Source organism: Desmospora profundinema (assembly GCF_031454155.1).
GTDB lineage: Bacteria > Bacillota > Bacilli > Thermoactinomycetales > DSM-45169 > Desmospora > Desmospora profundinema.
The window spans coordinates 213,429-237,575 of the sequence record NZ_JAVDQG010000001.1 but is presented as its reverse complement, the minus strand read 5'-3'; the positions used below and the strand labels follow the sequence as shown (position 1 = coordinate 237,575).

Genomic DNA, 24,147 nt, shown 5'->3' with positions numbered 1-24,147 from the left:
CACAAAAATCTTCCATACTCCGGAATGCCATAAAAAAAGCCGCGTCCGCGGTTCACGGACACGACTGTTATGAACAGTTCAGGCTCTATGCGGGAACAGACGAATCCAAAATGGAGTCCACCCATTTTTTCTCCATGTCGGAGAGCGGAATAATGGGCAGGCGAACATGCTCCTCGCAAATCCCCATACGGGCGAGCATGTATTTTAAGGGAGCCGGACTGGAAGTCATAAACAGCGCTTCCACCAATGGCAAGAGCTTTTGCTGAATGGCGGTTGCCTCATTTGTCTCCCCGTTAAAATAAGCTTCCATCATCCGCTTCATTTCCAGTCCCGCCACGTGGCTGGCCACGCTGACGACTCCGTCTGCACCGGATGCGAGATAAGGGACGACCAGTTCATCCATTCCGCTGTATAGAGCCACATCTTCCCGTTTACGTGCTGCCAGTTTCATGACATCCACCAGACGACCACTGGATTCCTTTACTGCGGTGATGTTGAGTACATCATGGGTAAGCCGGGCCATGGTCTCTACATCCATGTGAACGGCCGTTCGGCCAGGGACATTATACAACATCACGGGAAGGGACGTGGTCTCGGCCACCGCTCGGAAGTGCTGGTACAGCCCCTCCTGGGTTGGTCGGTTGTAGTAAGGGACCACCAACATGACGCCGTCCACTCCGGTCGCTTCCGCTTTCTGGGTTAATTCCTGGGCAGCGGCTGTTTGGTTGCTTCCGGTGCCGGCGATCACCTTCACCCGACCTTGAGCCCGTTCCACCGCCCGTTTAAAAAGCTGAAGCTTTTCATCTTGGGAAAGGGTGGGTGATTCCCCTGTGGTGCCCGCAATCACCACGGATTCGGACCCTTGATTGATCAGATGCTCCAAAACCGCGTCAAACCGCAGCCAATCCACGGTTCCGTCTGATGTGAAGGGTGTAATCATCGCTGTCAGCAGTCTTCCAAATTGCACGGTGTCCATCCCCCTAAACCAATCGCTGTTGATCTTTGGTTACAACATCGATGCGGCCTGTTGTACATTATGAAGGTCAAACTTCCGGTGGAGAGCCCGCACCGCTTTTATCATATCCTCCCCGCGCACCAGCACCCAAATGGTGGTGTGGGAGTCTGCTGCTTGCAGGATTTGGATGTCCTCATCTGTCAGCGCTTCTGCGATCCGGGACATGACACCCGGTACACCGGCAATTCCCCCACCCACAATGGAAACTTTGGCGCAATCCCGATGGAGCTCAGGTTCCAGGTCCATCCTTCTTAAAATCGCTTCGGCTCGATCCGCCACATGATTGTGTACGGTGTAAGCCACCACACTCGGGTTGATATTGATGAAATCAACACTGATGCGGTCCTCCGCCATCGCTTTAAAAACGGATTGTTGCAGATCCAGGCGTCCTTCCGTTACCGGAATCTGAATTTGGGTGATATCGGGCATCTGGGTAATTCCCGTAATCAAACGCTCCTGTAGTTCCCCCGCAACATGATCCGACTGAGTCGTACTGGTCACCAGGGTGCCGGGATGATCACTCATCGTGGAGCGAACACGGATCGGCACATTGGTCTGCATCGCCAATTCCACCGCTCGGGGATGAATCACTTTTGCCCCTTGGAAGGCCAGATTGCAGATTTCGCTGTAGGTGACTGTCTCAAGAGCAGCCGCATCATCCACAATACGCGGATCAGCCGTCATAATCCCTTCCACGTCGGTGAAGATGTCCACCACATCCGCTTGGAGAGCGACTCCAAGCGCCGTGGCCGTCGTATCACTTCCGCCCCGTCCCAAGGTCGTCACCTCGCCGTCGGCGGTTCTGCCCTGGAATCCTGCCAGGACCACAACCATGTCCTGCTCCAATTCCTCCAACACCCGTGAAGGGTGAATCGTTAAAATCTGGGCGTTGGTGTGGTTGTTATTGGTGATGATTCCCGCCTGGCCTCCCGTCAGGACGGTGTTGGAGATTCCCTCTTGATTAAGAAGGCTCGATAACGTCGAGGCGGATATGATTTCCCCACAGCTTAACAAGAGATCCTGCTCCCGCGGCGTGAGCGATTGTCCGTTCTGCCCGATCCAGTCCAGGAAGGTGTCGGTGGCGTATGGGTCTCCTTTTCGCCCCATGGCGGAAACCACCACCACCAACCGACGATCTTCCGCCAGCGCTTGACGAATATGGTGGAGAACCCTTTCGCGCCTCTCGGGGGTTGCTACCGAGGTTCCACCGAACTTTTGCACTCGGATTTTCATGGGCATATTCCCTTCCAATCTATTGTTGCACCAGCTTTTCTGCGATTTGGACAGCGTTGGTCGCCGCCCCTTTCAGGAGATTGTCGGACACAACCCATAAGTTGAGCGCACGGGGATTCACCGTATCCCGGCGTACCCGGCCGACAAACACCTCGTCCCGGCCCGCTCTCTCAAGCGGCATCGGATACACTTGTTGGTCGATGTCATCCTCCAGAACAACACCTTCTGCTGTACGCAGGGCATCGCGCACTTCTTCCAGGTCGAAGTCCTGTTTCAACTCTACATAGACACTTTCACTGTGACCGCGAAGAACCGGCACCCGGACACATGTGGCGGTGACGCCAATCGAGTCGTCGCCGAAGATTTTTTTGGTCTCCCGGACCATCTTCATCTCTTCCAGCGTAAACCCGTTCTCCTGGGCCACATCACATTGCGGAATCGCATTAAATGCAATCGGGTAATGTTTATCAAGTTTGCCGACAGGCATAATTTCCTTTTTCATCTCTTCGCCGGCCAAATATGCCCGGGACTGTTCTTTTAATTCTTCCATCGCTTGCGCGCCCGAACCGGACACCGCTTGGTACGTGGACACAATCACACGGTCAAAGCCGAAGCGGTCGTACAGCGGTTTCAGCGCCACCACCATCTGAATCGTGGAACAATTGGGATTGGCGATGATCCCTTGATGGTTTTTAATTTCGTCGGCATTCACTTCCGGCACCACTAAGGGGACCTTCGGATTCATGCGAAATGCATTGGTATTATCTACCACAACGGCTCCCCGTTTTACCGCTTCTGGAGCCAATCGTTCGCTGATGCTTCCCCCTGCACTAAACAGGGCGATATCCACCCCTTCAAACGCATCGGGTGTCGCCTCTTGGACGATGACTTCCTCTCCTCGGAACCGTATAGTGGAACCGGCGGATCGAGCAGAGGCGAGTGGACGGAGTTCTTTTACCGGAAAGGATCGTTGCTCCAAATTCTTCAGGATCTGTTCTCCAACAGCACCTGTCGCCCCCAAGACAGCCACTGTCACTTGGCGTGATGGCATATGACAAGTTCCCCCTCACAATAGTTGGATACAGCCCTCTTGCTCCAGATGGGTTACCACCGTAAGCATAGAAAGACTGATCCTAAATTTCCTCTTCCTCCCCCGCTGATAAAAGCGGGAGCCTGATCAGATATGGAATAAAAGAACCAAGGGCCTTCATTCTCCAAGAAGGAAGGCCTTCAGTCTTTTATTCCATTCTGTTAAACTCAATCTCTATTATGTGCCAGGGACACGGTATTTTTCAACTATTAAAGGTTGGATTTGCTCTCCGCGCATCGCTGCATCTACCGTTTCCGGAATCATTTCCATCCGCGCAACCAACGAATTGGGCTTTACAAAGGGATTATCCTGACCAAAGGGGACAAAATAGATATTTTTGGCAGGTAAAAGACGGGCCAAATTTGCAGCATTTAATCCCAGTGCGTCATTGGTGGAAATAGCCACCACTACCGGACGTTGATTACGCATCTGGGCTTTGGCAGCCATTAACACCGGGCCGTCAGTCAAGGCATTGGCCAAACGTGCCAGACTGTTGCCGGTACAGGGAGCGATCAGCATGCAATCCAACAGCTTCTTTGGTCCAATCGGCTCTGCTTCCGGAACCGTGGTGATCGGTTCCTCCCCGCTGATCGTGCGGATTTTTCGCAGCCACTTAGCCGCCTCCCCGAATTTACTGTCCACCGTCTGGACCGTATGGGATAAGATCGGCATAACCCTTGCTCCAAGGGAGACGAGGCGCTCCATCTGGGGCAACACTTCGTCATGGGTGCAATGCGAACCCGTTAACCCGAATCCGATCGTCTTCCCACTGATATTCATGGGCGATCCTCCTCCCCGAGCTCTTCGCCCAGCAAACGGGTGATGGTCTGCGCCAGAATCCGACCCGCTGTTTTGGATGCCACAATACCCGGTAAGCTGGGAGCCAACATGGCCTTGATTCCTCTTTTTTTGGCAAATGCGAAGTCCGTTCCTCCCGGTTTTGACGCCAGATCAATAATAACGGCCGTTGCCGGCATGGCAGCCAATACCGGTTCCGTCACGATCGGTGAAGGAACTGTATTGAAAAGAAGGTCCACATTCCCCACTTCTTGAGGGAGATTCTCCGTGTAAAAAGGCGTGATTCCCATTTCTACCGACCGGGCCACTTGAGCAGGCGTTCGTACTCCCACTTTAACCTGTGCCCCGATGGCATGCAGGGTACGGGCCAGCGTCAAGCCGACTCTTCCCAATCCCAGTACCACACTTTTGGAACCGTGAATGGTGATATTGGTGCTCTGGATCGCCATCATCAACGCCCCCTCCACCGTCGGAATGGAGTTGTAGATGGCAACATCATCCCGTTTCAGCAGTTCCACCAACCGAATTCCGTTATCTGAACAAAGATTTTGAAGGTATGATTTCGCGATACCTGTCACCACCATGGCATGGGCGGGAAGCTTGCTGATATGTTCTTCCGTAAGCACCATGGAACGTGTGGTAAATATACTGCCTACATGCCCGTCTTCATCGGTTCCCAAAATAGGCAGGATCAACAAATCCACGGTGGAAAACCATTCTGGTTCCAGTTCGCGTCTCACCGCTCCGCTAAAAGGACTTTCCAGATTGTCAAAACCGATCAAACTCACCTTGGCTTTTAGTTGGATACAGTTTTTTATCACTTCCAACTGGCGCGCATCTCCACCGAGGAAGGCGACATGTTTGCCGGTCAACATCTCCCCCATCCAACCCCTTTCCCAGAAAAAGCGCCTTCTTCAAGGCGCCCGATCTGCAGGAAGTGTGGCTTCTCCTGCATCATATGACGGAGGGGAGAAAGGGGTTCCTTGCACACACCGACACAAGTTTCCTCCTGTTTCCTCCCTTTTTAGTACCGATCGCGGTGTGTTCCTTGGCGACCTTCCACAATCACCATCTCCGGCCCGATCTTTTTGATATGATGCCAATGAATCTCCCGGTGACCTTGCTTTTTTCCAAACCAGGAAGCCGACGGGATGGGCAACAACAAGGAATGAATCTGTCCGGTCTCCGGATCGATCACCAGATCTGCGTGTCCCACCACTCCCATCCGTTCGCCGCCTGTCATATCAATTAACTCTTTTTCCGCAAATTCGCTCCACCGCATGGGTACCTCCCCCTTTTGGTCCGCATTTGACACACGGATTCTCTACAACCTATCCTCGTCCCCGCACAGTTATGACCTCACTAACCATGAGTGCTCCCATTCGATATTGGATTTAGGAGACAGATATGTCCTTATCTCATAAATACGACGAACGGCCGCCGGGATCCGGCGGCCGTTCGTCAGGGGGTTTTTTGTTTCAATTGGTGATAGCGGTTCAACAGATGGTCCAAACGACGACTGATGGGTAAGATCGCTCCATGAGAAAGAAGGGTGGGGTCTGCACCCACTTTCCGATGAAGGATTCCCCTGATTCTCTCCAACTCTCTCTCCAGCGAATGTATATCCGTAACAGTCACCTTGTTCCCTCCTGGACTATTTTCCTGTGTGTCCAAACCCTCCACTACCCCGCTGTGTCACTGTCAATGTGGCCGCAGGAACCAGCCGCACAACAGGAACCGACTGAAACACCAGCTGAGCGATCCGATCTCCCCGTCTAATGGTAAAGGGATCACTCCCGCAATGGATCAGAATCACTCCGATTTCCCCCCGGTAATCCGCGTCAATCGTTCCGGGAGAGTTCAAGGTGGTCACTCCGTGTTTTAAGGCGAGGCCGCTGCGAGGACGGACTTGCGCTTCCAAACCCGCCGGCATCTCCAGCTTGATCCCAGTGGGAATCAGCTTCCGCTCTCCCGGTGAAAGTTGTATCTCCTCCGTAACAGCGGCCAACAGATCAAATCCGCTTGCCCCTTCCGACATCTGCTGCGGCAGGGGTAAATCCTCGGCACCAGCGGTTCTCTGGATCTTGACATCAAACAACAAGTGCATCCCTCCTATAGGCAGACGGGACCGTACCATCCGGGGAAATAACCGACAACGCCGTCGGGTTGGAAAAAATCGATTGGGCCGTCTCCAGGAGATCTTGCCGTGTCAAGGACTCCACCTCGTCCACGATCTCGTCAAGAGAGCGGTGCTTGCCCAGGAGCAACTCATTTTTGCCCAGTCGGCTCATTCGGTTGTTGGTGCTCTCCAGGCTCATCATTAAGCTGCCTTTCAACTGTTCTTTCCCTTTTCTTAACTCTTCCTCCGTCACACCCGTCTGCCTAACCTCATCCAGGATTCGAAACAGAAGGTCCAACACTTGGTTGGCCTGTCCGTGCCCGGTTCCAGCGTACAAAGTAAATAAGCCACCGTCCCGGTAAGCGCTGTGATACGAGTAGACCGAATAGGCAAGCCCCCGCTCTTCACGCACTTCCTGAAACAGACGGGAACTCATGTTTCCTCCCACCAGATTATTAAGCAAGATGAGAGAATAAATACGGGGGTCTCGGATGGATAACCCTGGGAGACCCAGGCAAATATGTGTCTGCTCCGTCTCTTTCTTGCGATGGATCACGCCTGCGGTAAATTCCGGTATGATAGACCCGACATCTTCGCGACGGCTTGTCCATGAAGCAAAAAAATCGGCAACCTGCTCCAGGTAATTGTCGGGCAGATGCCCGGCCAAGGCGATCACCAGCCGATCAGATGTATAATATTTTTCCTGAAACGAAAGCAATGCCTCTTGGTCAAAGCGGCGAAGGTTATCAATACTGCCCAGGATCGGAAAGCCCAGCGAGTGGCGCGCCATCGCTGCCTGAGACAGCCAATCATGAACAATATCGTCCGGCGTGTCCTCCACCATCCGGATCTCCTCCTCAATCACCTTCCGCTCTTTTTTTATGTCTTCCGGATGGAGAACGGATTGGAAAAACATATCGGACAATACATCCAAGGCGACATTCAAATGTTGATCCAACACTTTGGCATAATAGCAGGTCAATTCCTTCGATGTGAACGCGTTCACTTGACCGCCGATCTCGTCGAAGGTGTCCGCCAGTTGCCGGGCTGTTCGTCTCTTTGTCCCTTTAAACATCATGTGCTCGAAGAAATGGGATATTCCGTTGGTTTCCGCTGACTCATGTCGGGATCCGGTACCAATCCAGAGTCCGATAGCCACGGATCGAACGTGGGGAATCTGTTCCGCCACCACCCGAATCCCATTGGGCAAGGTATGTTTATCTATCACCCGGCATCTCCCCCTTCCCCGTCCATTTTAACTGTAAGGATTTTCCGAGAAGTATCCCCAATATATCAAAAGCCCGGGACGGGCTCAACTTGTTCCACCCGTTTGGATGAAAGAACTTGGCCCACCGTACCCAGTTTTAATCCTTTTTCCTTAATCGTGCTTATAATTTTGGGCAACGCAACCACTGTTCGATCGGTCGGATGCATCAACACTAACGAACCGTTGCCGATCCCTCTTCGGATCCGATCTACCATCCATTCGGACGAAGAAGAAGGCTTCCAATCAACGGTATCCACCGTCCATAAAACCGTTTTCATCCCTAGCCGGTGAGCTTCGTTTACCACTTGTGCATTAAAGTCCCCCGCCGGCGGTGCAAAATAACGGGAGTGAACGCCAAGTGCACGAATCCGTTTTTCCGTTTTTTCGATCTCCTGCCGGATTGCCGGAGCTCCCAACTTGCTCATCAATGGATGGGAATAGGCATGGTTGCCCACATCGTGACCCTTTTCCAATAAGCGGCGGGCCTCCGCAGGATGCTTGTCCAGCCAGGATCCATCCAAAAAAAAGGTGGCCTTCACCCCTTCCCGTTCCAAGATCTCCAACATCGCCGGCAAGTGTTCCGTTCCCCAGGCCACATTGATCATCAGCGCCGCCATCGGTTTGTATTCATTCCCCCGATAGATGGGGTGGACCCCTAAATCGGATAGAGACACCTTGGGCTGGATCTCCTTCACGATCCAATGGGTGGGCCGTTCTTCCCCTCTTTTTTTGGCCAAACGATAAGTGGCTTCCCGATCCATCTTCAACCCCGCGTAACCGGGAATCGCCTTCCAGGTCGTATCCAAGCGGGCGTCACGAGGCGGTTCATCCCGTTTATCCGCTTCTTTTTCAATCCATTGCCGCAAGACATCCTGTTGAAACACCGGCTCACTGGCACCATTCTTTACCGATGTTACATAAGCCGTAACAGACGGCATATACAAGATGAGTCCGATCACCGGAACAGCCAGCAACAACCACCGTTTTCTCCATCCATGTTTCATGTTTTCCCCACACCTTTCGTAATTAAGACTAACTTATGCACGGGAAAACATTCCTATACAAGGAGCATGGAGCGGGTTCACAGCTGATAGAAAAACAAAAAAAGAGGCAGATCGCTCTGACTCTTTTTCTCGCCCGAACCAGACCGGAAAAACGGTTAGGTGGCAGTAGATTGGTCCTTCAGGACCGCTTTACGGGAAAGGTTGATCCGACCCTGGTTATCGATCTCCGTCACTTTGACCAAGATACTGTCTCCCAGATTGACTACATCCGTCACTTTGTTGACCCGGTTTTGATCCAGTTGGGAAATATGGACCAATCCTTCTTTCCCCGGGAGCACTTCCACAAACGCCCCATACTTCTCCACCCGCTTGACGGTACCGGTGTAGATCTCCCCCACCACCACTTCCCTTACCAAATCTTCGATTATCTGTTTGGCCCGTTGGTTTTGGGAAGGATCGGTGGAAGCGATAAACACCCGTCCGTCTTGTTCAATGTCGATCTTTACGCCGGTCTCATCGATAATCTTGTTGATCATGCGGCCACTGGGACCGATCACATCGCGAATCTTATCGGGATGGATGCGCAAGGTGAGAATTTTGGGCGCATAAGGGGAGAGTTCCTTACGCGGTTCTTTGATTGCCGCCTGCATGTTCTCCAAAAGCAGCAACCGGGCACGATGGGCTTGAGCCAGGGCTTCCTCCAGCACGCCGCGATCAATTTCCTCGATCTTGATATCCATCTGCAAGGCAGTCACCCCTTTGGGTGTGCCGGCCACTTTAAAGTCCATATCACCCAAGTGGTCTTCCATCCCCTGGATATCCGTGAGCACCGTAACTCGGTCCCCTTCTTTCACCAAACCCATCGCAATCCCCGCTACGGGTGAGTGGATCGGGACGCCTGCATCCATCAGGGCCAAAGTGGAAGCACAAATGCTCGCCTGGGAAGTGGAGCCGTTGGATTCCAACACTTCGGAAACGAGACGGATCGTGTAAGGGAACTCATCCTCCGATGGAATGATCGGCTCCAGCGCCCGTTCACCCAGCGCGCCGTGTCCCACTTCCCGTCGTCCCGGTCCTCGGATGGGCCTGGCTTCCCCGACGCTAAAGGGGGGGAAATTGTAGTGATGCATAAACCGTTTGGATTCCTCTAGATCCAGCCCGTCCAATATTTGAACGTCTCCCAAGGCCCCCAATGTGCAGGCGGTCAACACCTGGGTTTGCCCGCGCTTAAACAGGCCGGAACCGTGGGTGCGGGGCAAGATCCCCACTTCGCTGGATAAAGCACGGATCTCATCGGGAGATCGCCCGTCCGGACGCTTTTTCTCCACCACGATCATCCGGCGAACTTCTTCTTTCAGGACCGTATCCAATATCTCTCTGATTTCCGCTTCCCGATCCTCATCGGGATACTCTTCCGCCAGCTGCTCCAGCACCTGTTCCTTCACCCGGTCGATGGCTTCCTGGCGGGCATGCTTTTCCACCACCTGCGCCGCTTCCACCATCGGGGTGACAGCCAGCTCCCGCACACGACTGTCCAATTCGGGGTCCACCTCGTGCAATTGCGGCTGGATCTTTTCCGCACCGATTTGTTCCACAATCGTCTCCTGGAAAGCGACCATCTCCTTGATCGCTTCATGACCGAACAGAATCGCTTCCAACATGCTCTCCTCCGGGATTTCATCCGCCCCGGCTTCCACCATGTTGACACCGTCTTTGGTTCCGGCCACCACCAAGTGAAGATCGCTTTTTTCCATTTCCTCTACCGTGGGGTTGAGCACCAGCTCTCCCTCAACCCGGCCCACAATCACACCGGCAATAGGACCTGCAAAGGGAATGTCGGAAATCGATAAAGCCGCGGAAGCACCGATCATAGCTGCCACTTCCGTCGAACAGTCCTGATCGACGGACATCACCGTGGTGATCACCTGTACTTCATTGCGAAAACCGTCCGGAAACAGAGGCCGGATCGGCCGGTCAATCAGCCGACTGGTCAAGACCGCTTTCTCGCTGGGCCGCCCTTCCCGCTTGATGAATCCACCCGGGATTTTCCCAACTGCGTACAGCCGCTCTTCATAGTTGACAGTCAGAGGGAAAAAGGGCAAATCCTTGGGCTCATTGGAGGCTGTCGCCGTCGCCAGCACTGCCGTATCACCATAGCGGACAAACACGGCACCATTGGCTTGCTGGGCGTACTTCCCAAATTCCAGGGTCAGCTTGCGGCCCGCCAGAGTCGTTTCATAAATGGTTGGTTCCATCTCGCTGCATATCCTCCTCTCGTGAAAGACACATGTACACTTCTCTACCACTCCAGTATTTCCTTCCCCCGCCTGGTTACAACCCCATGGAAAAAATGAGGGAGAAAATATGTAGAATCCGGCGGTTCTACTGAAAAAAGCGGGGGATATCCCCGCTTTGTTCGTGTTACCGGCGCAAACCCAGTTTTCCGATCAATGCCCGGTACCGCGCAATATCATTCTTCTTCAGGTAGTTGAGCAAGTTACGGCGTTGCCCGACCATCTTCAGAAGCCCGCGGCGGGAGTGGTGATCTTTCTTGTGCTCACGCAGATGCTCGTTCAACTCGTTAATCCGCGTGGTCAAGATTGCAATTTGCACTTCCGGAGACCCCGTATCGTTTTCATGGGTCTTAAACTCGTTGATGATCTCCTGTTTCCGTTCCAGGGACAAGCTCATCGACGTTCACCTCCTGTCTTCAAAAACCCCCGTAGCCCAGGCAATCGTCGAGGCTGTCGATTCTCCGAGCCAGGGTTGTGCGGGAATGCCCCGCCTCATCAAAGGGGACCGCTACAGTTGGCGGCCCCTCTGATTCCCAAACAGTATAGCATAAATTCCATTAAGAAGTAAATGAGGACTCTCCCCTTTGCCGGGATAACCAGACGCGGGCATTTTTTTCATCGGTTCGCAACTGGTCCATCAATCCCTCTACCGATCCAAACCGTTCTTCCCCCCGTAAACGGTGGAGAAACGCCACCTTCAACTCTTCCCCGTACAGGTCTCCTGAAAAGTCAAACAGATGGACTTCCAGACGCAGGGAAGGATCCGAATCGGTGAAGGTGGGCCGATAACCCACATTCATCATGCCGGCCAATGTCGCCTCTCCCCGTAACACCTCCACCACATAAACCCCTGTGGCGGGAATCCGGTACGGTTCTTCCAATGACAGATTGGCGGTGGGATAGCCGATCGTCCGTCCGATCCGGTCCCCCTCGACCACCCGTCCGGCTAGGGAATACGGGCGCCCCAGAATCGTAGCGGCCTCCTCAACCCGTCCCTCATCCAGTGTCTGCCGCAGGCGGGTGCTGGATACAGGAAGACCGATTCGGTCCACCGGACCCACCACCTCCACCTGGATCCGACCTTCTCCCAAACGGGAGAGATCATCGGGTTTACCTTCCGCACCACGGCCAAAGTTAAAATTGAAGCCGACAGCCACTCCGCGGACATTCAGCGGGAGTAAGACATCCCGAACGAACGCTTCTTTAGTTTTGGCGGCAAACTCCCGGTCAAACCGCATCACATAGACCCGGTCCACACCCAGGCAGCTAAACTGCTCCAGCTTTTCGGAAAGGGGTGTCAGATAGTCGGTAACCCCGCCCTTCCCCAACACTTCACGGGGATGGGGATCAAATGTCATCACTGCTGTCTGTGCATTTAATGATTTTCCCATTTGAACGGCCCGCTGAATGACAGCCTGGTGTCCTAGGTGAACACCGTCAAAATAACCGATCGCCATGGAAAGCGCTGCGTCTGGAACAGGAATATGGGGATGGGACAAATGAATGGTTTTCATCAGCTTCACCTAACCCGAAACACTTTTTCCGGCTTCAGGACCGGTTGATCTTCCATTAAGCGGTACAACGCGCAACATTGACCGGATTCTGTCAGTATCCGAAACCGGGTTCCAGGCTCCGCTCCCAGCGGTTTCCCGTTCCAGGGAAGCGGAACGCCGTTTTCCACCCGTTTCCGGTCTGCATCGGTAACCGTCACCGCCGGCAGATGGGACAGGGTCTCTCCGATACTTACTAAAACCTTGTTCCAATCTCCCTGTTCCGCCACTTTCTCCAATGCTTCCAATGACCAGGAATCGTGTAGGGAAAACGGCCCGCTCTGTGTTCTTACTAATGCGGACAGATGGGCAGGTGCCCCCAGTTCCCGTCCGATATCGACAAAGAGGGTGCGCACATAGGTTCCTTTGGAACACCATACATCCAGGTCCAAGCGCGGCCGATCACCCGGTTCAAACCCGACGCGCTCCAATTGATGGATCACCACTTCCCGGGTGGGACGTTCCACCTCTACGCCTTCCCTGGCCCATTCGTAAAGGCGTTTGCCGCCAACCTTAACAGCGGAATACATGGGCGGAGTTTGATGGATCTTCCCTACAAATCGGCGCAACACATCATCCACGTGCTCCAGGCTGAGGGGCCCCACCTCCGCTTCCTCGATCACCCGACCGGTCTGATCCTCGGTATCCGTGGCGACACCCAGGACCAGTGAACCGCGGTACCGTTTCGGCATCTCCTGAACGTTCTCCACAATCCGGGTAGCCTGTCCGAGACAGAGAGGAAGAACCCCTTTTACTTCCGGATCCAGCGTTCCGGTATGTCCAATCCGCTTTTGACGGGTAAGTCGACGCACCTGGGAAACCACATCGTGAGAAGTCATGCCGTTTGGTTTATTTACCGGTAAAACACCATGCAGCATCAGTCTCCCCCCTGCTCCAGGGAGGCCATCACTTTCTCCAGCAACTGACTTTCCACCTCTTCACGGCTCCCCGACAACGTGCATCCCGCGGCACGGGCGTGGCCGCCCCCGCCAAAGGAATGGGCCAGGGCGGCCACGTCGACGATTTCCCGGGAACGAAGACTCACTTTCACATTCCCCGCTTCGGTCTCTCGAAACAAAATCCCCACGTCCACTCCAGCCACGTTTCGGGCATAATTGACAATTCCGTCCAAGTCGTCCTCTTCCGCCTCGGCTTCCTCCAAATCACGACATGTCAACCAAATCCAGCCAACGCGTCCGTCTGATGTGAACTGCAGATCGGACAGGGCTCGCTGCAGGATGGCCAACTGTCCCCGGGTGAGGGTTTCCATCACCCGCTCGGCAATCTGCCCCGCATCCACCCCGTGCCGCAATAAGGCAGCCGCCATCTCCATGACCTCGGGATTGGTGTTGGAGTAACGGAAACCGCCGGTATCCGTCAGCAAACCGGTATACAAGGGAATGGCCAGGGCACGATCAAACGGTACATCCAGTTTCCGTGCCAAATGAAACAGAATCTGGGTGGTAGCCGCTGCATCCTCCACCACCAAATTGACCGTCCCAAACCGATCATTGGTGGGATGGTGATCAATATTGAGGAGTGGGATATCGGCGGTAATATGCTCCCAAACCGCCCCCATCCGCCCTCGGTCGGCCACATCGACAGCGACAACCCGGTCAAACGCGAATCCATCCAAATTTTGCGGCGGCACCACCGCCTCACTCCCCGGCAGAAACCGAAATTTGGAGGGAACGGGGGATTCGTTGGTCAAACCTGATTCCTTCCCCAGAAAATCCAAAATCGCTTTGACAGCCAGAGTGGAACCGATAGCGTCCCCGTCCGGGTGAACATGTGAAACCACCAGGAATCGCGTTCCCTCTTTTAGAAATAAGGCTGCCTGCTGCCAATCGTCACTGCGATTCCCGGTCATCCCGGTTCACTTCCTTCAGCAGTTTGGAGATATGTTGCCCGTGTTCGATCGACTCGTCAAACTTAAAAATCAACTCCGGAGTATGGCGCAGTTGGATGCGTCTCCCGATTTCCGTGCGTAAAAATCCTTTGGCTTTCTCCAGGCCTGCCAAGGTTTGTTCGCGCTGTTCCGCCCCGCCCAGCACACTGATGAACACCTTGGCCTGTTGCAGATCCCCGCTCATTTCAACCGCCGTCACCGTGACAAACCCGATCCGGGGATCTTTCATTTCCTGTTGCAATACGTGACTCAGCACTTTTTTCACTTGTTCGCCGACACGACTCGCACGAATGCGTGCCATCGCCGACACCTCCTACTCGCCTCCGTCAACCATCACAGGTACGTGATTTCGGCGTCTATGATCTCCAACCCTTCCACCTCTTCCAAGAGGTGGAGAGCCGCTTTTAATTCTTTTTCCACCAATACACGGGTATTGCTTACCGCGGTCACTGCCACTTGTGCCCACTGCCGATCATCCTGTTCCCCCACTTCCGCCGCGGACAAACCCAACCGCCCACGGACTCGGGAGAGCCCGCTTTTGACGGCTCTCCGTTTGTCCTTCAGCGAGGTGGAACCCCAGACTCGGCACCGGCACTCCAGCAGGCCGACCACAATCTTGCTCACCGTTCCACTTCTTCCATGATAAACACTTCAACGACATCGCCTTCCTTGATATCGTTGTAGCCTTTCAACGTTAAGCCGCATTCATAGCCCTGGGAAACTTCCTTGGCGTCATCCTTAAACCGTTTCAGTGTATCAAGATCCCCTTCATGGATCACGACCCCGTCTCGAATCAGCTGGGCCTTGGCGTCACGCACGATTTTACCCTCGGTCACATAGCAGCCGGCAATGGTACCCACTTTGGAAACCTTGAACGTTTGCCGGACTTCGGCCCGACCCACCATCTGCTCCCGGAATACGGGATCCAGCATCCCTTTCATGGCGGACTCGATTTCTTCGATCGCATTGTAAATCACCCGGTGCAGGCGGACATCCACTTTCTCCTGCTCCGCCGAGGCACGGGCATTGGGTTCGGGGCGTACATTGAAGCCCACGATAATGGCATTGGACGCCGATGCCAAAATGACGTCGGATTCAGTAATCGCTCCTACACCGGAGTGGATGATGTTGACCCGGACCCCTTCCACGTCAATCTTTTCGAAAGAACTGCGCAACGCTTCCGCGGAACCTTGCACATCTGCTTTAATGATGATGTTAAGGTCCTTCACGTCCCCTTCACGGATTTGTTTATACAGATCATCCAGGGTGACGCGACTGCTGGCTCCCCATTCCTCCTGGCGTCTCTTTTCATTCCGTTTGACGGCGATTTCCCGGGCCTTCTTTTCATCTTCAAACACCAGGAACGGATCTCCCGCTTCCGGAACGTCGGCCAAACCCAAAATCTCGATCGGGGTGGAAGGACCGGCAGATTTCACCCGTTTGCCGCGGTCATTCACCATCGCCCGCACTTTGCCGAAGTAATTGCCGGCGACTACGGCATCCCCGATATGGAGCGTTCCGTTTTGCACCAGAATGGTGGCAACGGCACCCCGGCCTTTGTCCAGCTCTGCCTCAATGACGATCCCACGGGCCCGTTTATCCGGGTTGGCTTTGTATTCCTGTACTTCAGAGACCAGCAGAATCATTTCCAACAGATCTTCAATGCCTTCCCCTTTTACGGCGGACACCGGTACAAAGATCGTATCGCCGCCCCATTCTTCCGGTACCAGCCCATGCTCGGTTAGTTGCTGTTTCACCCGATCAGGGTTGGCTTCCGGCTTATCCATCTTGTTAACAGCCACGATAATCGGCACTTCTGCCGCCTTGGCATGATTGATTGCTTCCACCGTCTGGGGCATTACACCGTCATCGGCCGCCACCACCAGAATCGTGATATCCGTCACTTCGGCACCGCGAGCACGCATGGTGGTAAAAGCCGCGTGTCCCGGTGTATCCAAAAAGGTGATCTTTTTGTCGTTAATCTCTACCTGATACGCTCCAATGTGCTGGGTGATCCCGCCTGCTTCACCGGCCGTCACTTTGGTTTCACGAATGGTGTCAAGCAATGTGGTTTTTCCGTGGTCGACGTGACCCATAATGGTAACCACGGGAGGGCGCTCTTTCAAATCTTCAGGAGCATCCTCTTCCACCTGCTCTTCAAAGGCCGATTCATCGATAATCTCTTTGTACTCCACTTTGGCTCCAAATTCACCGGCCACCAGGATAATCGTATCGACGTCGATTTCCTGATTGATGGTGGCCATGGTGCCCAATCCCATCAACTTTTTGATTAACTCCGACGCTTCCCGGCGCAAGAGTTTGGCCAAGTCGCTCACGGTTATCGGACCGGTCACTTCAATCTGAGTCGGCAGTACCGGCGCTTGCTTCGGCGCTTGATTGCCCCGTCCGCCTCTGCGACCGCCACGGCGATCACGTCCGCCGCGCTTGCCGCGGAAGTTGCCGCCACCTTTATTGTTGGCTCCTTTGTTATTGGCGCCTTTTCCCCGATTATCGGCACCGGGCCCTTTTTTCCCGCGTGCTTGTCGGTTTCCTTGGCCTTGCGTCTGTCGATTTCCTTGACCTTGTGTCTGCCGATTCCCCTGGCCTTCCCGAGGTTTTCTCTCTTGCTGTTTCGTCTCGGTTGCTGTTTTCGTTTTCGTATTCGTTTTCTCCGCCCCCTGCTTCACATCTTTGAAGAATTTTTCCACTTGCTTTACCATGTCGTCGGTCATGACGCTCATGTGGTTGTTGACATCCATATCCATCCGTTTCAAGATGGTCAAAACTTCCTTACTACTCATATTCATTTTTTTAGCGTACTCGTATACGCGGATTTTCGACAAATCGCTCACCCCCGTCAATGGCTGGAAACCCGGTTCCCAATCGCGCGGGAAAAACCCGGGTCGGTGACAGCAATCACCACCCGTTCCGCTTTACCCAGGGCACGGCCCAACTCTTGCCGCGTTCCGACCTGAATAAGGGGAATCCGGTATGATGCGCATTTATCGGACACTTTCTTTTTTGTGTTGGGGCCGGCATCAGCGGAGAGAATCACCAAGGCGGCACCACCGCTTCTAACGGCCCGCAGTACCGGTTCTTCCCCTGTGATCACTTTTCCCGCCCGCATAGCCAAGCCAAGAAGATTCAACCAATCACCCATCGAGCTCCCCCGTCATCATATACGCTTCCAAGCGCTGGTACACTTCATCGCTTACTTTCGTCTTCAGCGCCCGGTCCAGTGCTTTTTTCTTCCGGGCCAATTCCACGTATTCCGGTTTGGCACACAAGTAGGCGCCACGACCGGACTTCTTTCCTGTCGGATCGATCAGGATTTCGTCCTCCGGTGTACGAACCACGCGAATCAGCTCTTTTTTCGGAAACATCTCTTGGGATGCCACACATTTACGCATGGGCACTTTACGCGTTTTCAACCCATCCACCTCCCCAGATTCCCACAGGAGACCTCAGGACTGGTTATTTTTCATCGGCAGAACGCTCGTTTGCCAACGGATCGGTTTCGATGACATCCTCGTTCATCGACTCCGGTTCTGCAGAAACATCCGCCAGCTCTTTCTCCGCCTGTCCTTCCTCCGCTTTCAGCGCTTCCGACTCACTCTTGATATCAATTTTCCAACCTGTCAGTTTGGCCGCGAGACGGGCATTCTGACCCTCTTTGCCGATCGCCAGAGACAACTGGTGATCCGGTACCACTACACGGGCCACTTTTTCACCTTCCTGGATATCGACACTAACCACCTTGGAAGGACTGAGAGCATTGGAGACAAACTCAACCGCTTCTTCTGAATGGCGAACGATATCGATCTTTTCACCACGCAGCTCATTGACTACCGTTTGTACCCGCATGCCCCGATGGCCGACACATGCCCCCACGGGATCCACCTGTTCATCCCTGCTGGAAACAGCGATCTTGGAACGGTAACCCGCTTCCCGAGCAACCGAACGAATCTCTACAATTCCTTCGTATATTTCAGGAACTTCCAACTCAAATAGGCGTTTCAGTAAACCCGGATGGGTTCGGGAAACGAATACTTGAGGACCTTTGGTCGACTTTTCGACACGGGTGATATACGCTTTGACGCGATCATTGTGTTTAAAGCGCTCTCCCGGCATCGTCTCCACATGAGGCAACAACGCTTCCACCCGACCCAAGTCAATATAATAATGACGGTTGTCGGACCGTTGTACCACACCGGTCACAATATCCTCTTCGCGGTCGACAAACTCTTCGTAGATGATGCTCCGCTCCGCTTCGCGAATTCGCTGGGTGACCACCTGTTTGGCCGTCTGGGCTGCAATCCTTCCAAAATCAGCCGGAGTCACCTCTATTTCGACGATATCCCCCAGTTGGTAAGAGGGGCTGATATCCCTGGCGGCATCTTGAGAGATTTCCAATCGGGGGTCGAGAACCTCATCGACCACGGTTTTCCGGGCGAAAACGCGGACTCTCCCTGAATCCCGGTCGATATCCACCCTTACGTTCTGAGCGGAATTGAAGTTTCGCTTATACCCCGAAATCAAGGCGGCTTCAATCGCCTCGATCAATACCTCTTTACGAATGCCCTTCTCTTTTTCCAACTGGATTAGGGCGTCGATGAACTCAGCATTCATCGCCATTTCTCCTCCCTTCGATTAAAGCACAAGGACTTGTCGCGCTTTGGCCACTTTTTCCCTGGGGATTTCTACCCGGTCCCCGTCCAGGTCCAGTGTGACCTGTCCATTGGTGTACGCTTCCAAAATCCCTTCAAATTTCTTACGGCCGTCAATGGCTTCAAAGGTGGTCAGGAAAATGCGTTCACCGACAGCGCGCTGAAAATGGCTGTCCTTTTTCAATGGGCGTTCCGCCCCCGGGGAAGAGACCTCCAAATAATAACCGCCCTTGATCGGATCCGACCGGTCCAATTCTGCACTGAGCCGCTCACTCACCCGGCTGCAGTCGTCCAGGTCCACTTTACCTTCCGGTCGGTCGATATACACACGAAGGAACCAACTCTTCCCTTCCTTTGTGAATTCCGTGTCATACAATTCCAATCCTTCTTCTTTCAAAATTGGATCTGCCAGTTCTTCCACAGCCTCAAGTACCTTGCGACTCAATGCGTGTCCCTCCTTTAATGGGGGATGCCCCACAACTATCTGGATACAAAGGGAAAGAGTGGGCAGAAACCCACTCTTTTCGGCCGGACATTCTCCATTAGTATAGCCAAAAAGATTGTGAACGACAACGCCATCATGCGGCGCGTCCCCGTGACCACCGATGCGTTTGCGGAACGGTACGCAACATCGATGGAGCCTTTTAAACGGTACTTCGTTCCCGAGCAGCCCGTTCAGAATCAGTTTACAACATTTTCCCCACGATTTAAACGTAGGAAGTGGAGAGTATTCCCATTTGCCATCATAACACAACCGTCACACCGCCGCAAAATTTACAAATCAAGTTTATCCGTTAGAAAAGGGACAGTTGATTGCTTTCCGGCATATTCTCCAAACAGCCCAGCCGCTTCAGCACTTCCACGACGGCACTCGTGACCCGTGCCCGCTTTGTTAAGTCTTCAATCGAGAGAAATTCACCGTCTTTGCGGGCGGCCACAATGTTTTTGGCAGCGTTGGTCCCGACTCCGGAAACAGATGAAAACGGGGGAATCAGGGAGTTTCCGTCCACTTTAAAGTGGGTGGCGTCAGATCGGTACAAATCGACTCGTTGGAATGTCAATCCCCGTGCCAACATCTCCCGCACCGACTCCAACACGGTCAACAGCCCTTTTTCTTTGGGGCTGGCCGTCACCCCTTTCTCCTCAATCTCAGCAATCGCCTTCCTTACCGCATCTTTCCCCTTCAACACCAACTCCACATCAAAGTCATCGGCCCGCACAGTGAAATAAGTGGCGTAATATTCGATGGGGTGATACACCTTGAACCAAGCGATCCGTACCGCCATCAACACATAAGCGACCGCATGGGCTTTCGGGAACATGTATTTGATCTTCCGGCAGGAGTCGATATACCACTGGGGCACATCGTGCTTGCGCATCAACTCCGCCTCTTCCTCCGTCAATCCTTTTCCTTTCCGCACCTTTTCCATCAATTTAAAGGCGATGGAGGGATCCATGCCCTTGTAGATCAGATAAACCATAATATCGTCGCGGGTGGAAATCACCTCAGCCAATACCGCAGTCCCTTTGCGGACGAGATCTTGAGCGTTGTTGAGCCACACATCGGTGCCGTGGGACAATCCGGAAATCCGCACCAACTCACCAAAAGTGGTCGGCTTGGTGTCCTCCAGCATCTGGCGGACAAACCGCGTCCCGAACTCGGGAATCCCCAAGGTGCCTGTCACCGTCCCAATTTCCTCCGGGGTGACGCCTAACGATTCCGTACTGGAGAAGAGCTTCATCACCTCAGGGTCGTCCACCGGGATGGTTTGTGGATCCACTCCGGTCAAGTCCTGCAACATCCGAATCACCGTCGGATCATCATGGCCCAGAATATCCAGTTTCAACAATCGGCCGCTGATGGCGTGGTAATCAAAATGAGTGGTGATCGTTTCCGATTTGACATCGTCGGCGGGCCGTTGGATTGGAGTAAAATCGAACACTTCCATATTTTGCGGGATCACCATTTGCCCTCCCGGATGCTGCCCGGTGGTACGTTTGACTCCGCTGCACCCTTCCACCATCCGATCGATCTCGGCGCTGCGCCACTGAAATTGCTTCTCTTCCTCATACTTCTTGACATAGCCGAATGCCGTCTTCTGTGCAACGGTGGAGATGGTACCCGCCCGGTATACATACTCTTTACCGAACAGCTCTTCCGTGTATTTGTGGGCCTGGGGCTGATACTCCCCGGAAAAGTTAAGATCGATATCGGGCACTTTGTCCCCCTTAAACCCGAGAAAGGTTTCAAAGGGAATATCGTGTCCGTCCTTCTTCATGGAAGTGCCGCACTCCGGACACGCTTTGTCGGGAAGGTCAAACCCGGAAGCCACCGTCCCGTCCGTAATAAATTCACTCTGTTTGCAGGAAGGACAAACATAATGGGGCGGAAGCGGGTTTACCTCGGTAATATGGCTCATGGTGGCCACAAACGAGGAGCCGACAGAGCCACGGGAACCCACCAAATAACCGTCTTCCAGTGATTTGACCACCAGCTTCTGAGAGATGAGATAAATGACGGCAAACCCGTGTTTAATGATACTGCCCAGCTCTTTTTCCAATCGTTCCTCCACAATCGATGGCAGGGGATCGCCATAGGTGGACCGGGCCGTATCATAACAGATCTGGCGCAGCTCCTCCTCGGCCCCTTCAATAATCGGGGTGTGGAGATCGTCGGGGAACGGTTTTAACTCCTCCACGCGATCAGCGATGGCGCGCGGATTGGTGACCACTACTTCAAAGGCTTTTTTCTCACCCAGGTAAGAAAACTCCTCCAACATTTCATCCGTCGTTCGGAAGTGAACCGGGGAGAGCGGCCCGCTGTTGCGGAACCCCCCTGTTTGGTTGAACGCCAGGATATCCCGAAAGTGGGCATCCCACTCATCTAAATAATGGGCATTAGCGGTAGCCACCACCGGCTTGCCCAGCTTTTCCCCAATCCTCACCAGCAGCCGATTGGCCTCCCGCAAACGCTCCTCACTATCTATCAGTTCCTTGATAACCAGATGCCGGTTGACTTCCACCGGCTGAATCTCCAGATAATCGTAAAATTGAGCGATTTCCTCTACTTCTTCCGGAGACTTCTGCAATGCCGCCTCAAACAGCTCCCCCTTTTCACAGCCGGACCCGACGATCAGTCCCTCCCGGTATTTCTGCAGGAGACTGCGGGGAATGCGAGGCGTGCGGTGAAAGTAGTTCAGGTGCGATTCGGAAACCATTTTATATAAGTTTTTCAGCCCGGTGTAGTTCTCTACCAGGACAATCGCATGGAAAGGCCGCAGACGGGAGACGTCCCGTTCCCCGGTCAACTCATTTAATCGATCCAAGTGCTCCAACCCGCGTTCGATACAGTCCTCCAGCATCTTCCACAGGAGATAACCCGTTGCTTCTGCATCATAGATGGCACGATGATGCTGGGTCAGATCGATGTCAAATTGCTTGCACAACGTGTTAAGGCGATGATTTTTCAGCCGCGGATAGAGAAGACGCCCCAGTTCCAACGTGTCGATCACGGGATTGGCCACCGGTTCACGACCGATCTTTTTGGATCCCGCCTGCAAAAATCCCATATCGAAGCGGGCGTTGTGCGCCACCAGCACCGTACCGGTGATAAAGTCCAAAAACCGGGGCAGTACCTCATCCAGGTCCGGTGCATCCTTCACCATGTCATCGGTGATGCTGGTCAGCTCCGTGATGGTGGCCGACAGCGGCCGGTGGGGATTGACAAAAGCTTCAAAGCGGTCGACGATTTCTCCGTTGTTCACTTTGACGGCAGCCAGTTCGATAATGACGTCGTGCACCGCCGACAAACCCGTCGTCTCCACATCAAAAACGACATAGGTATCCTCTTTTAACACCCGCTCTTCCTCGTTCATCACCACGGAAACACCGTCATCCACCACAAACGCTTCCAAACCATAAAGGATCTTGATCCCGTGTTTTTTGCCGGCAGAAAACGCATCCGGATACGCCTGGAGAACCCCATGATCCGTAATCGCCACAGCGGGGTGGCCCCATTCCGCCGCCCGCTTCACCATCTCTGCCGGATCATATACCCCATCCATGGCACTCATCGCCGTGTGAAGGTGTAATTCTACCCGCTTTTCGGCAGCGGTGTCCATCCGCCGGTAGGGTTCCACCTCGCGGATATCGTTGGCCATCACCACTAAATCCCGGGCAAACGTGTCATATTGAACCGAACCCCTGAGCGTTACCCACATGCCGTCTTTCAGCCGGGACAGGACAGCGGCGTCCTCTTTGTCGCGGGCGAACACTTTCACCGCAATCGAGTCGCTGTAATCGGTCACGTTGAACGTAAGAAGCGTCCGTCCGCTCCGAAGCTCCCTCACCTCGGCTTTAAACACCTTTCCCTTGATGCAGACACGCCGTTCTTCATCGGTAATCTCTTTGATCAAGATGGGTTCGTCTCTAAAGTCATACCCGATGGCAATCGGCCCCTCCGCATCCGCTCCTCCATCTACCGAAGGAGGAGCCGATTCCTCGAGAGAGACCATGGCTTCCTGAACCAATTTCTTCTCTTCCTCTTCCCGTTGCTCCCGGAATTGTTCCTGTGCAGCCGAAGAGGCATCCACCTGCAGCTTCACCTGAATCCGTGTTCCGGACACTTCTTGAAATAAGGAGGAAACCACCTGGTCCAGTTGCTTGGCCACCGCCATCTGAGTCATCATTTGACTGGGAAAGGAGAGGGTGAGAGACGATCCCTCCATGTTCCACTGGGCACGGGTAAGCCAGCCCGCCGCTGAAGGAGACAGGTTTTCCGCCACTTTCTTCCGGATCCAGTGCCAATACATTTCCATCAACTGCGCCAAATCCGCCTGCTCATAACGGACCACAAACTGGACATTTACCATCGGGCGGAACGCATCTGCCACCCGCTCCTGCATGGCGAGCAACACGTTGGGAGGAACAGGGGCGTAAAGCCGGAGATAAAAAGACCACGTCTTTTGCTTCCGGCTCACTTTTACCTTTTCAATCGAAGCATCTTTAAAATATGTAGCCAATTCATCAGACAGCTCCGCCCGCTTCATTACCGCTTCCCAGCGCTCCCGCTGGATCGCTGTCATCGACATACCATCACCCCAACCCATTCCTCTGTCTCTCGTTTTCCTCTATACGAGTCTACCAGAAAGGAACATCCGGGACGAGGAGGTTTCCCGGAAAAAACGTGAAAAATAGGCTTC

23 protein-coding genes are annotated in these 24,147 nt (G+C 53.7%); all 23 read right to left on the bottom strand.

Features of this window, described 5'->3' with window-relative positions; genetic code table 11:
* Positions 1 to 85: 85 nt before the first annotated feature.
* Positions 86 to 976: a 4-hydroxy-tetrahydrodipicolinate synthase gene (dapA, locus tag JOE21_RS01050; RefSeq protein ID WP_309861252.1), complete on the bottom strand. Its 891-nt coding sequence runs from the start codon at positions 974 to 976 to the stop codon at positions 86 to 88.
* Positions 977 to 1,006: 30 nt separating this feature from the next.
* Positions 1,007 to 2,248 carry an aspartate kinase gene (gene dapG, locus JOE21_RS01045; protein WP_309861248.1) on the bottom strand — a complete coding sequence of 414 codons (1,242 nt, stop codon included), beginning with the start codon at positions 2,246 to 2,248 and terminating at the stop codon, positions 1,007 to 1,009.
* A gap of 19 nt (positions 2,249 to 2,267) precedes the next feature.
* Complete coding sequence (locus tag JOE21_RS01040) at positions 2,268 to 3,299, bottom strand: aspartate-semialdehyde dehydrogenase (protein ID WP_309861245.1); 1,032 nt, start codon at positions 3,297 to 3,299, stop codon at positions 2,268 to 2,270.
* Between the two features lie 216 nt (positions 3,300 to 3,515).
* Positions 3,516 to 4,118 carry a dipicolinate synthase subunit B gene (locus JOE21_RS01035; protein WP_309861243.1) on the bottom strand — a complete coding sequence of 201 codons (603 nt, stop codon included), beginning with the start codon at positions 4,116 to 4,118 and terminating at the stop codon, positions 3,516 to 3,518.
* The gene (dpsA, locus tag JOE21_RS01030) at positions 4,115 to 5,011 is read right to left on the bottom strand and encodes a dipicolinate synthase subunit DpsA (protein WP_309862382.1); all 897 of its coding nucleotides are present in this window, start codon (positions 5,009 to 5,011) and stop codon (positions 4,115 to 4,117) included. The genes JOE21_RS01035 and dpsA overlap by 4 nt, the downstream gene beginning before the upstream one ends.
* A 149-nt stretch (positions 5,012 to 5,160) precedes the next feature.
* A complete protein-coding gene (locus JOE21_RS01025; protein WP_309861241.1) occupies positions 5,161 to 5,418 on the bottom strand; it encodes a YlmC/YmxH family sporulation protein in 258 nt (85 codons plus the stop codon).
* 179 nt (positions 5,419 to 5,597) lie between these two features.
* Positions 5,598 to 5,774 (bottom strand): Spo0E family sporulation regulatory protein-aspartic acid phosphatase, encoded by a 177-nt coding sequence (locus tag JOE21_RS01020; RefSeq protein ID WP_309861239.1) that lies wholly within the window; start codon positions 5,772 to 5,774, stop codon positions 5,598 to 5,600.
* Between the two features lie 16 nt (positions 5,775 to 5,790).
* Positions 5,791 to 6,243 (bottom strand): dUTP diphosphatase, encoded by a 453-nt coding sequence (gene dut / locus JOE21_RS01015; protein WP_374709290.1) that lies wholly within the window; start codon positions 6,241 to 6,243, stop codon positions 5,791 to 5,793.
* On the bottom strand, positions 6,227 to 7,483 hold the full coding sequence (locus JOE21_RS01010) for a M16 family metallopeptidase (protein WP_309861230.1): 1,257 nt from the start codon (positions 7,481 to 7,483) through the stop codon (positions 6,227 to 6,229). Before JOE21_RS01010 ends, dut begins: the two co-directional genes overlap by 17 nt.
* Before the next feature lie 65 nt (positions 7,484 to 7,548).
* Entirely contained in the window at positions 7,549 to 8,526 is a 978-nt protein-coding gene (locus JOE21_RS01005) for a polysaccharide deacetylase family protein (protein ID WP_309861226.1), read from the bottom strand.
* A 155-nt stretch (positions 8,527 to 8,681) separates the two neighbouring features.
* Positions 8,682 to 10,781 (bottom strand): polyribonucleotide nucleotidyltransferase, encoded by a 2,100-nt coding sequence (gene pnp / locus JOE21_RS01000; RefSeq protein ID WP_309861224.1) that lies wholly within the window; start codon positions 10,779 to 10,781, stop codon positions 8,682 to 8,684.
* A gap of 166 nt (positions 10,782 to 10,947) precedes the next feature.
* Complete coding sequence (rpsO, locus tag JOE21_RS00995; protein ID WP_309861220.1) at positions 10,948 to 11,217, bottom strand: 30S ribosomal protein S15; 270 nt, start codon at positions 11,215 to 11,217, stop codon at positions 10,948 to 10,950.
* 160 nt (positions 11,218 to 11,377) lie between these two features.
* On the bottom strand, positions 11,378 to 12,334 hold the full coding sequence (locus JOE21_RS00990; protein ID WP_309861216.1) for a bifunctional riboflavin kinase/FAD synthetase: 957 nt from the start codon (positions 12,332 to 12,334) through the stop codon (positions 11,378 to 11,380).
* A gap of 5 nt (positions 12,335 to 12,339) precedes the next feature.
* On the bottom strand, positions 12,340 to 13,248 hold the full coding sequence (gene truB, locus JOE21_RS00985) for a tRNA pseudouridine(55) synthase TruB (RefSeq protein ID WP_309861213.1): 909 nt from the start codon (positions 13,246 to 13,248) through the stop codon (positions 12,340 to 12,342).
* The gene (locus JOE21_RS00980) at positions 13,248 to 14,240 is read right to left on the bottom strand and encodes a DHH family phosphoesterase (protein WP_309861211.1); all 993 of its coding nucleotides are present in this window, start codon (positions 14,238 to 14,240) and stop codon (positions 13,248 to 13,250) included. The genes truB and JOE21_RS00980 overlap by 1 nt, the downstream gene beginning before the upstream one ends.
* Positions 14,221 to 14,580 (bottom strand): 30S ribosome-binding factor RbfA, encoded by a 360-nt coding sequence (gene rbfA, locus JOE21_RS00975; RefSeq protein WP_309861208.1) that lies wholly within the window; start codon positions 14,578 to 14,580, stop codon positions 14,221 to 14,223. The genes JOE21_RS00980 and rbfA overlap by 20 nt, the downstream gene beginning before the upstream one ends.
* 32 nt (positions 14,581 to 14,612) lie before the next feature.
* Positions 14,613 to 14,903 (bottom strand): DUF503 domain-containing protein, encoded by a 291-nt coding sequence (locus JOE21_RS00970; protein ID WP_309861206.1) that lies wholly within the window; start codon positions 14,901 to 14,903, stop codon positions 14,613 to 14,615.
* Entirely contained in the window at positions 14,900 to 17,086 is a 2,187-nt protein-coding gene (gene infB / locus JOE21_RS00965) for a translation initiation factor IF-2 (protein ID WP_374709307.1), read from the bottom strand. The genes JOE21_RS00970 and infB overlap by 4 nt, the downstream gene beginning before the upstream one ends.
* 50 nt (positions 17,087 to 17,136) lie before the next feature.
* Positions 17,137 to 17,439 carry a YlxQ family RNA-binding protein gene (locus tag JOE21_RS00960; RefSeq protein WP_309861201.1) on the bottom strand — a complete coding sequence of 101 codons (303 nt, stop codon included), beginning with the start codon at positions 17,437 to 17,439 and terminating at the stop codon, positions 17,137 to 17,139.
* Positions 17,432 to 17,710, bottom strand: coding sequence for an RNase P modulator RnpM (gene rnpM / locus JOE21_RS00955; protein ID WP_309861198.1), 279 nt, complete (start codon positions 17,708 to 17,710; stop codon positions 17,432 to 17,434). Before rnpM ends, JOE21_RS00960 begins: the two co-directional genes overlap by 8 nt.
* Before the next feature lie 43 nt (positions 17,711 to 17,753).
* Positions 17,754 to 18,908 (bottom strand): transcription termination factor NusA, encoded by a 1,155-nt coding sequence (gene nusA / locus JOE21_RS00950; protein ID WP_309861195.1) that lies wholly within the window; start codon positions 18,906 to 18,908, stop codon positions 17,754 to 17,756.
* 21 nt (positions 18,909 to 18,929) lie between these two features.
* Positions 18,930 to 19,391, bottom strand: coding sequence for a ribosome maturation factor RimP (gene rimP, locus JOE21_RS00945; RefSeq protein ID WP_309861192.1), 462 nt, complete (start codon positions 19,389 to 19,391; stop codon positions 18,930 to 18,932).
* Positions 19,392 to 19,740: 349 nt separating this feature from the next.
* Positions 19,741 to 24,036 (bottom strand): PolC-type DNA polymerase III, encoded by a 4,296-nt coding sequence (locus tag JOE21_RS00940; protein ID WP_309861188.1) that lies wholly within the window; start codon positions 24,034 to 24,036, stop codon positions 19,741 to 19,743.
* Between the last annotated feature and the right edge of the window lie 111 nt (positions 24,037 to 24,147).